The organism is Niveispirillum sp., assembly GCF_052437035.1.
GTDB lineage: Bacteria > Pseudomonadota > Alphaproteobacteria > Azospirillales > Azospirillaceae > Niveispirillum.
This window is the reverse complement of sequence record NZ_JBQVOH010000015.1, coordinates 24372-38330: the sequence shown is the minus strand read 5'-3', so window position 1 is coordinate 38330 and position 13959 is coordinate 24372. Positions and strand designations below refer to the sequence as shown.

Here is a 13959-nt window from a genome sequence, read left to right as displayed (position 1 = left end):
GCCTCGCCTCGCTCTTGAAATTCAACACGCCGGCCGCGCCGACGCACCTTCAGCGTCCCGGCATAGCCGCTCAGTGCGAGTCCGTCGATGACCCAGGTCCAAACCGTCGCCCCCAATCGCGGTCCCGACGAACGGATCATCTGCGCCCTGGACGTGCCGACGGTCGCAGAGGCCGCCGCCCTGGTCGGGCGGGTTCAGGATGCGGCGGGCTTCTACAAGATCGGACTGCAGCTGTTCGCCGTCGGCGGCATGGAGCTGGCGCGCGACCTGAAGGCCGAGGGCCGCAAGGTGTTTCTGGACTGGAAGCTGCACGACATCGGCGCGACGGTCGAAAAGGCGGCGGCGAATCTGGCGGCCTCGGGTTGCGACCTCCTGACCGTCCACGCCCGGCCCCAGGTCATGGCGGCGGCGGCGCGGGGCGTGGCCGGATCAGGGCTCAAGGTTTTGGGCGTGACCGTTCTGACCAGCCTGACGGCCGAGGATCTGGCGGCGGACGACCACAGTCTGTCGCCGGCCGAACTGGTGGAGCTGCGTGTGCGGCAGGCGCTTGAGGCGGGGATCGACGGGGTGGTCTCCAGCCCGCAGGAGGCGGCCCGGGTGCGCGAGATCGCACAGGCCGCCGGCCGGCCCGACTTTCTGATCGTGACGCCCGGCGTTCGGCCTGCGGGGTCGGCCCTGGACGATCAGGCCCGCGCCGCCACGCCCGAGGCTGCGCTTCAGGCCGGCGCCACCCATCTGGTGATCGGCCGGCCGATCTCGGCGGCGGCCGACCCCCGCGCCGCCGCCCTGGCCGTCGCCGAAAGCATCGCCCTGATCTGATCAGCCGCGCTCGCCCGGTTCCTGGGCGTAGTACTGGCGGGGCGGGGCTTGCGGCGGAACATTGCCGGGCGGCGGCAGGTCGCCGTAATAGTCCGTCGGCGGCGGAGGGGGAGGCGGCGGCAGGGGTTCAGGCTCCCCGTAGATCGGCGGGTATTCGACATAGGGCGTCGGCGCCGGAACGGACCCTTCCTCCCTATAATAGCCGCCCGCCTCATAGGCCCGCTCTTCATAGGCGCGCTCTTCGTAGACGTGCGCCTCATAGGCGTCTCGGCGGCTCAGGTCGCGCCGATCCTCGTAGCGCATCTCGCGGTCGTGACCGGGATACGGCGGGCGGCAGCCGCAGTCGATCGGCGGCTGAGGCCGATAGGGGCGCCAGCCGATATAGTCGCGACCGAAGCCATAGACCGGATAGCCGACAGGGGCGCTGACGGGCGCAGGCCCCACGAAGACCACCGCCGGGGCGGACGCATAGCCCCCGCCGACGGCGCCGCCCTCGGCATAGCCGCCGCCGACATAGACCACCCCGCCCCCGCCCCCGCCCCCGCCTCCGCCGTGACGGCTGAAGCTGGACGACTGGGAATAGGCGCGGGCGTTGATCGCCGAATAGGCTGAAGCCCCGGCGTAGGCCGAGGCGTTGGCCCCCGCATTCGCATTCACGTTCACATTGACGTTGCTGTTGTGGCCGCCGCCGTAATTACCGCCGCCGGGGTGTCCGCCCTGATGCCCGCCGCCGCAGCCTCCACAGCCGCCGCCGTGAGCGCCTGAAGGACCGCCCGCCAGAGCGGGTGCGGCGGAAAGCAGGAGGACCGCAGACGCGGCGGCGATGATGGGCTGTGTCATTGCGGGACAGACTCCTTGACTTGAGTCTTGTCTCGGCAATTGTCGCGCCGTCGGCGCCCGTCAGAAATCGACGGCCAGACCCTTTTTCTCCCAATCGCCGTAGCGGGTCGGTTCAGGCCCCGTCGGACCGCCGTATTCGGTTGCGGCCGCCGCGCCCTCCTCGGCCATGCGGCGTTCGGCCGCCTCCAGCAGGGCGCGGCGGGCGACCGTGCTCAGCGGTCTTTCGGGCGTGGCGTGGGGGACGTACTGGTTGAAGGCGGGGGTTTCCCCATCCTCCGCCGCAGCTTCGGCCGGATCGGGGGTGGGATGTTCGGTCACAGGTCGGCTCCCTTGAGGACGGTGGCTCATGGCCTCAAATAGTCGATCAAAGCCGCGACGCCACAAAAAGCCGCCGACGGCGACGGAACGACGATGAACCATCTGAAGACCTTCATTCTTCTGGCCGCCCTAACGGCGCTCTTCGGGGGGCTGGGCTATCTGATCGGCGGCGCGACCGGCATGGCGATCGCCCTGGTCTTCGCCGGCGGCATGAATCTGTTCAGCTACTGGAACGCCGACAAGATCGTCATGAAGATGTACCGGGCCCAGCCGGTCGATGAGCAGCATCCCAATGCGGTGGTCCGCAACTATGTCGCCGACGTGCGCCAGATGGCGCGCGACGCCGGCCTGCCCCAGCCCCAGGTCGCCATCATCCCCAGCGACCAGCCCAACGCCTTCGCCACCGGCCGCAATCCGGAGCGCGCGGCCGTCTGCGCCACCACCGGTCTTCTGGACATGCTGACCCGCGACGAGGTGCGCGGCGTGATGGCGCACGAGCTGGCCCATGTGAAGAACCGCGACACCCTGATCATGACGGTGACGGCCACCATCGCCGGGGCCATCGCCGCCCTGGCCAACTTCGCCCTGTTCTTCCAGGGCGGCGACGACCGCGAGCGGCCGGGTGGTCTGATCGGAACCCTGGCCCTGATGATCCTGGCGCCCATGGCGGCCGGCCTGGTGCAGATGGCGATTTCGCGCAGCCGCGAATATGAGGCCGATCGCGTCGGGGCGGAGATCGCCAATGACCCTCACGCCCTGGCCTCGGCCCTGCAAAAGATCGAGGCCTACGCCAAGCGGATCCACAATCCGACGGCCGAGCGCAATCCCGCCTCCGGACAGCTGTTCATCATCAATCCCCTGGCCGGGCGCGGGGCGGACAATCTGTTCTCGACCCACCCGGCGACCGGCAATCGCGTTCGGGCTCTGGTGGAGCTGGGCGCGAAGATGGGGATGCGGCCGCGCCAGACGGCGCCCGCGTCCGCCCCGGCGGTTCCGCTCTCGGCCGTCCCCGCGACGCCCCGGCGCCTGACCACCGGCGTGCCCGCCACCCCGGCCGAGCCGCGCGGTCCCTGGGGTTGAGCGTCGCGCCGGGCCTTTTGGATTTGCACTTCAGTCGAGGATTCCGTCAGATAGCAGATTGAAGCGAGAGCATGATTCACGCTTCTGTCGGAACCGCGAAGCGGTTCCGTCCGAAACGATCATGCTCTAAGCCAATCAGGGGGTCCTATGTCGCGTCTGCTCGCCTTCGTTTCCGCCGCCGCTCTTCTGGCCACGCCGGTCGCGGCCCAGTCCGTCAACCGGACCACCGTCAACGGCATCATCGACCAGGGGCTGAACCACAGCCAGGTGATGCAGACGGCCGCCTATCTGACGGACCGGATCGGCGGGCGAATGACCAATTCGCCGCAGATGCGAGAGGCGGAACGCTGGACCCAGCAGCAGTTCCGCGACTGGGGCCTGTCGAACGTCCGGGCCGAGGGGTTCGAGTTCGGGCGGGGCTGGTCCATCGTCCGCTCCAGCGCCCGCATGACGGCCCCGCGGCCGCTGGACCTGAGGGCCATTCCGGTGGCCTGGACGCCTTCGACCAACGGGGTGATCAGCGGCGGCGTCATCGTGGCGCCGATCTCCAAGGTCGAGGATTTCGACAAATGGCGGGGCAAGCTGTCGGGCAAGATCGTCATGCTGTCCCAGCCCGGCACGGGGTCCGAACCGACCGAGCCGGCCTTCAAACGCTGGACCAGCGCCGAGCTGGCCGAGCGCAACACCTATGTCCAACCCCAGTATTCGCCCGCTGCGATCGAGCGTCAGCTGAAGACGGCCGATTTCGCGGCGCGGCTCGACGCCTTCCTGGTCGAACAGGGCGCCCTGGCCTGGGTGAGGATTTCCCAGCGGGACGGCGGCCTGCTGCACGGCACGGGCTATACCTATCAGGTCGGCGCGACGCCCAAGCTGGCGGGCATGGAGCTGGCGGCTGAGGACTATCGTCGTCTGGCCCGACTGGCCCTGACCGATACGCCGCCCACGCTGGAACTGATGAGCGAGGTCCAGTTCCATGACGAGGACGTCAACGCCTACAACATCCTGGCCGACATCCCCGGCAGCGGGGGAACCAGCGAATACGTCATGGCGGGCGCCCATCTGGACAGCTGGGTCGCTTCGGACGGAGCGGTGGACAACGCCGCCGGCAGCGCAGTGGTCATGGAGGCCGCACGCATCCTTAAGACCCTGAACGTGAGGCCCAAACGCACCATCCGTTTCGCCCTATGGAGCGGCGAGGAACAGGGCATCCTGGGCTCTTTGGCCTATGTCGACAGGCATCTGGCCACTCGCGCGCCCTCGAACGATCCAGCGTTGGCGAACCTGCCGAACAACCGAACCTGGCGCAGCCGCTGGCCGATCGAGCCGCGCGAAGGCTATCGGGATCTGGTCGCCTATTTCAACCTGGACAACGGCTCGGGCAAGATTCGGGGCATCAACGCCGAGGGCAATGTGGCCGCAGTCCCGATCTTCCAGGAATGGCTTGCGCCCTTCGCCAGCATGGGGGCGACCACCGTGTCCCTGCGCCCTTCGGGCGGCACCGACCACGTCTATATGCAGACGGTCGGCGTGCCGGGGTATCAGTTCATTCAGGACCCGCTCGACTATTCCAGTCGCCTGCACCACACCAGTATCGACAGCTATGACCACCTGAAGCCGGAGGACATGCGTCAGGCGGCGATTATCCTGGCCAGCTTCCTGCTGAACGCGGCCAACCGCGACGAGCCCCTGCCGCGCATGCCCCTGCCGACCGAGCCGACGCCGACCGATCCCTTCGAATATCCGGCGGACTGAAGTTGGACTCCCTCTCCCGGCGGGAGAGGGCTTGAGCACACGGCGGCGGAGCCGTCGTCTTTGTGCGATCCGAAGGGCGGCGCGAAGCAGCCGAAGGGTGAGGGTTCGGTGGGTGCGACTTGGCGCACCGCCTGTCCCTCATCCGTCCGCTTCGCGGCCACCTTCTCCCAAAGGGAGAAGGAAGTTTCAGGTCACCCCCGCTCCACGCACATGGCCACGCCCATTCCCCCGCCGATGCACAGGGTGGCGAGGCCCTTCTTCGCGCCGGACCGCTTCATCTCGAACAGAAGCGTGGTCAGGATGCGCGCGCCCGAGGCGCCGATGGGGTGGCCGATGGCGATGGCGCCGCCGTTGACGTTGACCTTGGCCGGGTCGAGGCCCAGCTCCTTGACCACGCACAGGCTCTGGGCGGCGAAGGCCTCGTTGGATTCGATCAGGTCCAAATCCGCGACCGTCCAACCCGCCTTTTCCAGCGCCTTCTTCGAGGCGGGGATCGGCCCCGTGCCCATGATCGACGGATCGACCCCGGCGGTGGCGGAGGCGGCGATGCGGGCCAGGGGCTCAAGCCCGCGCGCCTTCGCCTCTTCGGCGCTCATCAGCACCAGGGCGGCGGCGCCGTCGTTCAGGCCCGAGGCGTTGGCGGCGGTGACGCTGCCCTCCTTGGCGAAGGCCGGACGCAGCTTCTGCATCAGCTCCAGGGTGGCGCCGTGGCGGATGTATTCGTCCTGGTCCACGACCACGTCGCCCTTTTTGCCGGGGATGACCACCGGGGCGATCTCCTCGGCGAATCTGCCGGCCTTCTGCGCCGCCTCGGCCTTGTGCTGGCTGGCCAGGGCGAACTCGTCCTGGGCCTCGCGGGTGATGCCCCATTTGTCGGCGATGTTCTCGGCGGTCTGGCCCATGTGATAGCCGTTGAAGGCGTCCCACAGCCCGTCCTTGATCATGGTGTCGATCAGGGCGACGTCGCCCATCTTGTGGCCCGTGCGCAGCTGCTGGGCGTGGGGCGCCTGGCTCATGCTCTCCTGTCCGCCGGCGACCACGATCCCGGCGTCGCCCAGGGCGATCTGTTGGGCGGCGACGGCGACGGCCCGCAGGCCGGAACCGCAGATCTGGTTCAGGCTCCAGGCCGGGGCGGACTGGCGCACGCCGGCGCCGACCGCCGCCTGACGCGCCGGGCCCTGGCCGGCCGCAGCCTGAAGCACATGGCCCAGGATCACCTCGTCCACCTCATCACCCGCGACCCCGGCCCGCTCCAGCGCCGCCTTGATGGCGATCTCGCCCAGCTTGGAGGCGGGCAAGGACGACAGGGCGCCGAGGAACGACCCGACGGGGGTGCGGGCGGCGGAGACGATGACGACCTCGGTCATGGGATTTCACTCTCTGCGGAATTATCGAGTGGCTCTTTTGCCGCATATGGGCGGCTTCGTCACCTAGCGGACGAAACACCGCGCCGGATTCAGTCCTTCGTCATCCTGACGGCGCATTCTGTCGGAACGATAGGGGCGATCTTGGATTTGATTGGCCATGCTGGGAACGCTGAAACGCCTTGTCACCCATGTCTGCACGCCGGACGAGCTGGACATGATCGAGCACTATCAGACCCGGGCCGAAAGGCTGGCGGACCTCTGGGTCCATGCGGTGGGTCTGATGCTGGCGGCCGTCGGCGGCGTCGTTCTGGCGGGCTTGGCAGGGGTCTATACGGGGGTCGGAGGCGTTCTGGCCACGGCCATCTACGCCCTGTGCCTGATCGGCATGCTGACCGCCTCGACCCTGTATAACTGGACCAACCCGTGCGCGGCCCGTCCGGTGCTTCGCCGCCTGGATGAGGCGGCCATCTTCCTGATGATCGCCGGCAGCTACACCCCCTTCACCACCCAGAGGTTCGAAGGTCTCTGGTCGATCGGCTTCACCGCCCTGATCTGGACCCTGGCCTTCGTGGGCGCCGGGGTGAAGCTGTTCGCGCCGCGCATATCCGACCGGTTCTGGAGCGCGGTCTATGTCGTTTTCGGCTGGCTGGCCGTCGCAGCTCTGAAGCCAATGGTGGAGACGGTCCACCCCGTCGCCCTGGCCCTGCTGGTTCTGGGCGGGCTGATCTATACGGCCGGGGTGCTGGTCTTCATCAGCCCGAAGGTGCCGTTCCGCCGCGCCATCTGGCACGGTTTCGTCGTCACCGGGGCGACGGTGCATTGGACGGCCGTCCTGGTCGGGGTCGTCCTGGCTCCGGCGATGAGCCACTGAGGCCTTACGGCGCGCTTGGGATCAGCCTCTAGCGCTTCGCGCCGCAACGGACGATAGTGGCGCGTTGCAAAATCGCGAGAACAAGCGTGGCTGACGAAAACATCAAGGGCGGAAAGACCGGCGAAGGCGATCAGGTCGTCATCAAGAAGTATGCGAACCGGCGTCTCTACAACACGCGCAGCAGCACCTATGTGACCTTGGACGACCTTGCCGCCATGGTGCGCGAGGGGACCGAGTTCGTCGTCTATGACGCCAAGACCAACGACGACCTGACGCGCCAGATCCTGACGCAGATCATCTTCGAAGAGGAAAGCCGGGGCGAGGCCCTGCTGCCGGTCCAGTTCCTGCGTCAGCTGATCGGCTTCTACGGCGGCTCGATGCAGGGCGTTCTGCCCTCCTATCTGGAAATGTCCCTGACCAACTTCAGCCGTCAGCAGGAGCAGTTCGCCAGTCAGATGAGCCGGGCCTTCGGCGCCGGCGCCGGCGCGACCCTGATCGAGGAGGCGGCCAAGACCAATATGGCCGTGTTCGAACGGGCGATGCAGATGTTCCCCGGCTTCGGCTATGGCCGAAGCGAGCCGGCCGCCCCGCCGGCGGCGGAAACCAAGGCGGCCGCAGACAGCGACGCCCTGGAGGAGATGCGCCGCCAGATGGACGAAATGCGCGCCCAGATCGACCGTCTCGCCGAGTCCAAGCCGAAATGACCGATCGGATCCAGGCGGTCAGCGGACCTGAGCGCGTGGATCGCCGCGAAGGTGAAAGGCGCGAGCGCGAACGGCGCGCTCAGCAGGCGGCGGCCAAGGCCCTGGTCCCGGCGCCGCTGACCGAGGCTGAGGCCGAGGCTGCAACGGGGTCCTCGGCAAGACCTGCCGTCCATACGGCCGGCGAACCCGGCGCGGCGGCCTTTGTGGCCCAGCAGATGGGCCAGAAGGGGCAAAGGCGCGGCCTGAAGGGCGGTCCTCCGGTTCTGAACGCCGCGCGCGCCGCCTATTTGGGGGCTGAGTATTCGGGCGAGGCCGAGCGACGGCCGCCGGTCGGGCGCGCGTCCAAGACCGACGTCTGATCGGGCGTTAGGCGTCGGGCGGCACGGAACTTGCTGAAGGCGTATCGAAACGCCTCCGCCAGGACACGCCATGCCCGCCGCCCTCAGCCTCGCCGCCAAGGTCTTCGACGTCGCCGTCGTGGCGCTGATCTTCACCGCCTTTTCCTAAATCGTCTTTTCGCCGCCCCGCGCACCGGCCGTCAGTTGGCTAGGTCGAAATCCTTGCGCGACGCGATGATGGTCACGATGAAGCCGGCCAGCACGTCCAGCAGGATCATCACCACGATCAGAAAGAAGGTCGAGGTGGCGAAGCCGCGGATCAGCAGGAATTCGACCAGGACGATGATGAACAGGACCATCGACAGGGCGTGATTGACGATGGCCACCCTCTGGCTCGACGTCGATTTCACCAGTTCGAAGAACAGCAGGATCAGGCCGACGAACAGGATCAGGTCGCCCGAGCCCACATTCCACTGGGCCCCTGACGCCATGGGAATGGAGAACAGCGGATCACGCAGCAGGGCGTCGGCCTGGCTCATGCCGCCGTTTCCGTCTGCGCCGAACAGCACGACGATATTGTAGAGGACCACCGGGATCAGCAGCAGGGGTATGGCGATCAGCATGGCGGCTCCTCTCCCCGGCGCAACGGCTGCGCTTCTTAAGTCTGATTAACCCTATTGCGTCCGTTCGTCACCTGCGGGGAAAGCCGCCTGCCCGGCTAAGGGCGGACGGGGCGGGGCGGCCGAGCACCGCACCGATCCAGCGCGCCGTTTCGATCAGGGCGTCCAGATCATAGCCGGTCTGAAAACCCGCGCGCTCCAGCATATAGACCAGATCTTCGGTGGCGATGTTTCCGGTGGCGCCGGGCGCGAAGGGACAGCCGCCGATGCCGCCGACCGAGGCGTCCAACACGTCCACCCCCGCCTCCACGCCGGCATAGGCGTTGGCCAGGCCGGTGTTGCGCGTGTCGTGGAAATGCAGGCGCAGGCGCGCCTCCGGCGCCGCCCGGCGGGCGGCCTCGACCTTGCGCGTCACCGCCCAGGGATCTCCGGCGCCGATGGTGTCGGCCAGGGCGATTTCACCGACGCCCAAGGCGCCGATCGCCCCCACAAGGTCGCCGACCTGCTGAACCGAGACTTCTCCGTCAAACGGACAGCCCCAGACGCATGACAGGGTCGCCGACAGAGAGGGGACAACGTCGGACGTCTGGCTGTTGTGACGGCGGGCGACGATCTCGCCCAGCATAGCCAGCTGGTCCTTGACGGCCAGGCCCTGGTTCTTCAGGCCGAAGCCGTCGGTGGCGGAAAGCGAGACATTGACCTCGTCCACGGCCGTGGTCAGGGCGCGATCATAGCCTCGGCCGTTCAGCACCAGACCGATGCGGCTGCGTCCGGCTTCGTGAGGCAGGGCCGCCATCACCGTTTCCGCCCCGGCCATCTGCGGCACATATTTAGGATGGACGAAGGAGACGGCCTCGATCCGCCGGGCTCCGGCCGCCTCCAGCCGCCGCACCAGCTCGGCGCGGACGGCGGGGTCCAGCACGGCCTTTTCGTTTTGAAGCCCGTCACGGGGCCCGACCTCGACGATCTGGATGAGGCGGCTCATCGCGTCGCCGCCGTCGCGGGGGCGGCTTGCGTCGCAGGCTCCGCCGTGCGGGGCGGAGGCGCATAGACGGTCAGGCTCACCTCGTCTCCGGCGGAATAGTTGTAGCCCCGCACCACGCCGACCGCCCGGCCCGCCACACCCAGCCGCCCGGCGGCGGCGCGGAAGGCGTCGGCGTCTCGCCCTTCGACGATGGCCGGCCGCCCTTCGGCCAGGGCGCGGGCGGCGCCTTGGGCGTCCGTCAGATCCGTGTCCCGACCGGTCAGGAAGACGAAGCTGGGCTCATGGAAGCCGGTGATGGCGACCGGTCCGGGCGTGCGGCCCTGGCGGGGATGCAGGTCGGCCGCCTCCAGGGTCTTTTCCAGCCGAGGTGCGATGGCCAGGGGACGCAGCTGCCGGATCGTGCCCGACAGGGCGGCGTGGGCCACGATCCCAAAGGCCAGGGAGGCGACGAGCGCCGCCGCCGGCGCCCGGTTCAGCAGCAGAAAACCGCCGACGGCTGCGGCCGCCAGGGCCGAACCGACCGTCAGGGCCGCCCAGGTCTGGGCCGTCGAGGTGCCGTAGACGGTCAAGCCATAGACGGTGATGCCGCAGATCAGGACGGCGGCGAACACCGCCAGGACCGCGCCGGTGATCCGCGAGACCTTGCCGATCGGCCGGGCCAGGGCGGCGGCGGCCAACAGGGCCAGGGCGCCGAAGGTCGGCAGGGTGTAGTGCCACAGCTTGGTCGGGGCCAGTTCGAACATCAGCCAGCCGGGAACCAGCCAGCAGACCAGGAAGCGAATGGCCGGCTCGGCCCGACGGGACCAGCCGGTCGCGACCGCGGCCGGCAGCAGCAGGGTCGAGGGGAAGAACAGCAGGGGCGCGAGAAGCACATACATTCCCGGGAAGCCGGAATGGCTTTCATGGGCCCCGGCGATCTTGGGCGCCAGGTCGCCGCCGATGGCTTCGCGCCAGAAGCCCCCGTCGGTGGCGATGGTGATGGCGATCGCCCAGGGGCCGACCATCAGGGCCACCAGCGGCAGGCCCCAGCCCCAGCCCAGCCGGCCCAGCCAGCGGACGTCGCGGTCCCAGATCGACAGGGCCAGGATCGCCAGGGCCACGACCAGAAGGCCGATCGGCCCCTTGATCAGGATCGACAGCCCCAGGCCCAGCCAGAACAGAAGCTTGTGGGGCCGGATCGGTCGTTCCCCGGCTCGGGTCGCCATATAGATTCGCGCCAGGGCGGCCATGGCCAGGGTGGTGGCGCCGCACAGCATGGCGTCCGTCTTGGCGATCCCGGCCTCGGTGGACAGAAGGAAGGTCGCCCCCATGATCGCGCCGCCGAAGAAGCCGACGCGCGCGCCCAGCAGGGCCGAACCCGCCCAGGCGACAGCCCAGGCGGCCAGCATGGCCCCCAGGAGAGAGGGGATCCGATAGGGGGCGATCTCGCGATCCTCGGGGTCCGAGGTCAGGGCGACGGCGGCGGCCTGCAGCCAATAGATGCCGACCGGCTTCTTCCAGCGCGGCTCGTCCTGGAAGCGGATGTCCACATAGTCGCCGCTCTCCAGCATCTGGACGGTGGCCTGGGCGAAGCGGCTTTCGTCCCGATCCAGCGGCGGCAGGAGCAGCAGGCCCGGCAGGCCGGCGACCAGCGTCAACAGGGCCGCCAGCAGGGGGCCTCTCCAGCCGGCGATGCGGCGATCCAGATCGAAGCTCTTCATGAGAGACTCCTTACACGGGGACCGGGCCGGCGTCAGCCGTCTCCCCTAAGCCGTCGATCTCGTCTATGGAGCGGCATGACCGCCCAAATCGCTCCTGACGCGCCCCAGATCTCCGTCGTGGTTCCCGTTCACGACGAGGCCGGCGCCGCCGTGCCCCTGGCGCGTGAAATCGCGGCCGCCTTCGCCGGCCGGTCCTATGAAATGATCTTCGTCGACGACGCCTCCAGGGACGCGACCTTGGCCGAGCTGAAGGCGGCCATGGCCGAACTGCCGACCTTGCGGGTTCTGGCCCACGGAACCAATGCGGGCCAGAGCCGGGCGGTGCGCACCGGGGTGCTGGCGGCGCGGGGATCGGTGGTGGTGACGATGGACGGCGACGGTCAGAACCCGCCGGCCGATGCGCCCCGGCTGGTGGACGCCCTGCTTGCGGCCCCCGCAGACGTCGGTCTGATCGGCGGGCGACGGGCCAAGCGCCAGGACAGCGCCGCCAAACGCCAAGCCTCGGTCTGGGCGAACCGCATCCGTCGTCGACTGCTGGGCGACGACGCCGACGACACCGGCTGCGGGCTGAAGGCCTTTCGCCGCGACGTCTTCCTGCGGCTTCCCTATTTCGATCACATCCACCGCTATCTGCCGGCCCTGATGATCCGCGAGGGTTACCGAAACCAGTATCTGGACGTCGATCACCGCCACCGCGAAACCGGCCGGTCGAAATACACCAACTGGGGCCGGCTGAAGGTCGCCTTCGCCGATCTCTTGGGCGTCATGTGGCTGAAGAGCCGGTCGCGCCGGCCGGGGGCGATCTCCGAATTTTGAGCGCGATAATCCAGACGCTCACAGAACGGGCGCGACAATAGAAAAGGGCGGGACCTCGCGGTCCCGCCCTTCTGCATTTCAGCGTCGGAAGGCTTGGACTTAGAAGTCCATGCCACCCATGCCGCCCATGCCGCCCATGTCAGGAGCGGCGGCGCCGCCCGACTTCTTGGGGGCGTCGGCGACGGCGGCTTCCGTGGTGATCAGGATGCCGGCCACCGAAGCGGCGTCTTGCAGGGCCGTGCGGACGACCTTGGCGGGGTCGATGACGCCCATCTTGACCAGGTCGCCGTACTCTTCCGTCTGGGCGTTGAAGCCGAAGGAGGCGTCGTTGTTCTCCAGCACCTTGCCGACCACGATCGAGCCTTCGACGCCGGCGTTTTCGGCGATCTGACGGATCGGGGCCTGCAGGGCGCGACGGATGATGGCGATGCCGGCGTTCTGGTCGGCGTTGTCGCCCTTGACGTCGGCCAGGATCTTGGAGGCCTTCAACAGGGCGATGCCGCCGCCGGGAACGATGCCTTCGTCAGCCGCAGCGCGGGTGGCGTTCAGGGCGTCGTCGACGCGGTCCTTCTTTTCCTTCACTTCGACTTCGGTCGAGCCGCCGACGCGGAGAACCGCGACGCCGCCGGCCAGCTTGGCCAGACGTTCCTGCAGCTTTTCCTTGTCGTAGTCGGAGGTGGTGTCTTCGATCTGGCGCTTGATCTGGGCCACGCGGGCTTCGATGTCGGCCTTCTCACCCACGCCTTCGACGATGGTGGTGTCGTCCTTGGTGATCGAGACCTTCTTGGCCTTGCCGAGCATGTCGAGCGTGACGCTCTCCAGCTTGATGCCCAGGTCTTCCGAGATGACCTGGCCGCCCGTCAGGATGGCGATGTCTTCCAGCATGGCCTTGCGGCGGTCGCCGAAGCCCGGCGCCTTGACGGCGGCGACGCGCAGGCCGCCGCGCAGCTTGTTGACCACCAGGGTGGCCAGGGCTTCGCCTTCGATGTCCTCGGCGATGATCAGCAGCGGACGGCCCGACTGCACCACGGCTTCCAGGATCGGCAGCATGGCCTGCAGCGAGGTCAGCTTCTTCTCGAACAGCAGGATCAGCGGCTCTTCGAGAACGGCCTCCATCTTGTCGGCGTTGGTGATGAAGTAGGGGCTCAGATAGCCGCGGTCGAACTGCATGCCTTCGACGACGTCGACGGTGGTGTCGGCGGTCTTGGCTTCCTCGACGGTGATCACGCCCTCATTGCCGACCTTGGCCATGGCCTGGGCGATCAGCTCGCCGATTTCGGAGTCGCCGTTGGCCGAAATGGTGCCGACCTGGGCGATTTCCGAGTTGTTGGAAACGGGCTTGGAGTTGGTCTTGACCTCTTCCAGGACCAGGCCGACGGCCTTGTCGATGCCGCGCTTCAGATCCATCGGGTTCATGCCGGCGGCGACGGCCTTGAGGCCCTCTTGCACGATGGCTTGAGCCAGAACGGTCGCGGTGGTGGTGCCGTCGCCCGCCTTGTCGTTCGTCTTCGAAGCGACTTCGCGGATCATCTGGGCGCCCATGTTCTCGAAGGCGTCTTCCAGCTCGATTTCCTTGGCGACCGAGACGCCGTCCTTGGTCGAGCGCGGGGCGCCGAAGGACTTCTGGATCACGACGTTGCGACCCTTCGGACCCAGGGTCACCTTGACGGCGTTGGCGAGGACGTTGACGCCGCGCAGCATCTTGTCGCGCGCGTCGGTGTTGAACTGTACGATTTTAGCGGCCATGCG

General features: G+C 68.1%; 14 protein-coding genes. 7 read left to right on the top strand and 7 right to left on the bottom strand.

All coding sequences use genetic code 11. The features are described from left to right. The first annotated feature begins 87 nt into the window (after positions 1-87). Positions 88-819, top strand: a complete 732-nt coding sequence (pyrF, locus tag ACT6Q8_RS23845; protein WP_444571584.1) for an orotidine-5'-phosphate decarboxylase — start codon at positions 88-90, stop codon at positions 817-819. Here pyrF and ACT6Q8_RS23840 read toward each other — a convergent pair whose 3' ends face one another. Continuing rightward, positions 820-1659, bottom strand: a complete 840-nt coding sequence (locus ACT6Q8_RS23840) for a hypothetical protein (protein ID WP_444571585.1) — start codon at positions 1657-1659, stop codon at positions 820-822. A 60-nt stretch (positions 1660-1719) separates the two neighbouring features. Beyond that, the gene (locus ACT6Q8_RS23835; RefSeq protein WP_444571587.1) at positions 1720-1977 is read right to left on the bottom strand and encodes a DUF1674 domain-containing protein; all 258 of its coding nucleotides are present in this window, start codon (positions 1975-1977) and stop codon (positions 1720-1722) included. A gap of 93 nt (positions 1978-2070) precedes the next feature. On the opposite strand from ACT6Q8_RS23835, the gene htpX reads away from it, so the two are divergent. Beyond that, positions 2071-3057 carry a zinc metalloprotease HtpX gene (htpX, locus tag ACT6Q8_RS23830; RefSeq protein WP_444571588.1) on the top strand — a complete coding sequence of 329 codons (987 nt, stop codon included), beginning with the start codon at positions 2071-2073 and terminating at the stop codon, positions 3055-3057. Between the two features lie 147 nt (positions 3058-3204). Beyond that, positions 3205-4809, top strand: coding sequence for a M20/M25/M40 family metallo-hydrolase (locus ACT6Q8_RS23825; protein WP_054764380.1), 1605 nt, complete (start codon positions 3205-3207; stop codon positions 4807-4809). 191 nt (positions 4810-5000) lie between these two features. On the opposite strand, the gene ACT6Q8_RS23820 is transcribed toward ACT6Q8_RS23825, so the two are convergent. Beyond that, positions 5001-6176 carry an acetyl-CoA C-acetyltransferase gene (locus tag ACT6Q8_RS23820; RefSeq protein ID WP_182713780.1) on the bottom strand — a complete coding sequence of 392 codons (1176 nt, stop codon included), beginning with the start codon at positions 6174-6176 and terminating at the stop codon, positions 5001-5003. 157 nt (positions 6177-6333) lie between these two features. Between ACT6Q8_RS23820 and trhA the strand changes: the two genes are divergently transcribed. From trhA to ACT6Q8_RS23805, 3 genes are all read left to right on the top strand, one after another. After that, the gene (gene trhA, locus ACT6Q8_RS23815) at positions 6334-7047 is read left to right on the top strand and encodes a PAQR family membrane homeostasis protein TrhA (protein ID WP_054764378.1); all 714 of its coding nucleotides are present in this window, start codon (positions 6334-6336) and stop codon (positions 7045-7047) included. Positions 7048-7133: 86 nt separating this feature from the next. Beyond that, a complete protein-coding gene (gene phaR, locus ACT6Q8_RS23810; protein WP_409613000.1) occupies positions 7134-7751 on the top strand; it encodes a polyhydroxyalkanoate synthesis repressor PhaR in 618 nt (205 codons plus the stop codon). Further along, on the top strand, positions 7748-8110 hold the full coding sequence (locus ACT6Q8_RS23805) for a hypothetical protein (protein WP_054764376.1): 363 nt from the start codon (positions 7748-7750) through the stop codon (positions 8108-8110). Before phaR ends, ACT6Q8_RS23805 begins: the two co-directional genes overlap by 4 nt. A 179-nt stretch (positions 8111-8289) precedes the next feature. On the opposite strand, the gene ACT6Q8_RS23800 is transcribed toward ACT6Q8_RS23805, so the two are convergent. From ACT6Q8_RS23800 to ACT6Q8_RS23790, 3 genes are all read right to left on the bottom strand, one after another. Then, positions 8290-8712 (bottom strand): hypothetical protein, encoded by a 423-nt coding sequence (locus ACT6Q8_RS23800; protein WP_054764375.1) that lies wholly within the window; start codon positions 8710-8712, stop codon positions 8290-8292. Between the two features lie 67 nt (positions 8713-8779). Next, positions 8780-9694 carry a hydroxymethylglutaryl-CoA lyase gene (locus tag ACT6Q8_RS23795; protein WP_054764374.1) on the bottom strand — a complete coding sequence of 305 codons (915 nt, stop codon included), beginning with the start codon at positions 9692-9694 and terminating at the stop codon, positions 8780-8782. Beyond that, positions 9691-11394: an ArnT family glycosyltransferase gene (locus ACT6Q8_RS23790; protein WP_054764373.1), complete on the bottom strand. Its 1704-nt coding sequence runs from the start codon at positions 11392-11394 to the stop codon at positions 9691-9693. The genes ACT6Q8_RS23795 and ACT6Q8_RS23790 overlap by 4 nt, the downstream gene beginning before the upstream one ends. A gap of 75 nt (positions 11395-11469) precedes the next feature. Here ACT6Q8_RS23790 and ACT6Q8_RS23785 point away from each other — a divergent pair, with 75 nt between their 5' ends. Beyond that, positions 11470-12210, top strand: a complete 741-nt coding sequence (locus ACT6Q8_RS23785; protein WP_054764372.1) for a glycosyltransferase family 2 protein — start codon at positions 11470-11472, stop codon at positions 12208-12210. A gap of 99 nt (positions 12211-12309) precedes the next feature. Here ACT6Q8_RS23785 and groL read toward each other — a convergent pair whose 3' ends face one another. Next, positions 12310-13956: a chaperonin GroEL gene (groL, locus tag ACT6Q8_RS23780; RefSeq protein WP_054764371.1), complete on the bottom strand. Its 1647-nt coding sequence runs from the start codon at positions 13954-13956 to the stop codon at positions 12310-12312. Positions 13957-13959: the final 3 nt, after the last annotated feature.

Coding starts and splice junctions, on each gene's coding strand:
- pyrF (WP_444571584.1), top strand. CDS start 88: ATGACCCAGGTCCAAACCGTCGCCCCCAATCGCGGTCCCGACGAACGG.
- ACT6Q8_RS23840 (WP_444571585.1), bottom strand. CDS start 1,659: ATGACACAGCCCATCATCGCCGCCGCGTCTGCGGTCCTCCTGCTTTCC.
- htpX (WP_444571588.1), top strand. CDS start 2,071: ATGAACCATCTGAAGACCTTCATTCTTCTGGCCGCCCTAACGGCGCTC.
- ACT6Q8_RS23825 (WP_054764380.1), top strand. CDS start 3,205: ATGTCGCGTCTGCTCGCCTTCGTTTCCGCCGCCGCTCTTCTGGCCACG.
- ACT6Q8_RS23820 (WP_182713780.1), bottom strand. CDS start 6,176: ATGACCGAGGTCGTCATCGTCTCCGCCGCCCGCACCCCCGTCGGGTCG.
- trhA (WP_054764378.1), top strand. CDS start 6,334: ATGCTGGGAACGCTGAAACGCCTTGTCACCCATGTCTGCACGCCGGAC.
- ACT6Q8_RS23805 (WP_054764376.1), top strand. CDS start 7,748: ATGACCGATCGGATCCAGGCGGTCAGCGGACCTGAGCGCGTGGATCGC.
- ACT6Q8_RS23800 (WP_054764375.1), bottom strand. CDS start 8,712: ATGCTGATCGCCATACCCCTGCTGCTGATCCCGGTGGTCCTCTACAAT.
- ACT6Q8_RS23795 (WP_054764374.1), bottom strand. CDS start 9,694: ATGAGCCGCCTCATCCAGATCGTCGAGGTCGGGCCCCGTGACGGGCTT.
- ACT6Q8_RS23790 (WP_054764373.1), bottom strand. CDS start 11,394: ATGAAGAGCTTCGATCTGGATCGCCGCATCGCCGGCTGGAGAGGCCCC.
- ACT6Q8_RS23785 (WP_054764372.1), top strand. CDS start 11,470: ATGACCGCCCAAATCGCTCCTGACGCGCCCCAGATCTCCGTCGTGGTT.
- groL (WP_054764371.1), bottom strand. CDS start 13,956: ATGGCCGCTAAAATCGTACAGTTCAACACCGACGCGCGCGACAAGATG.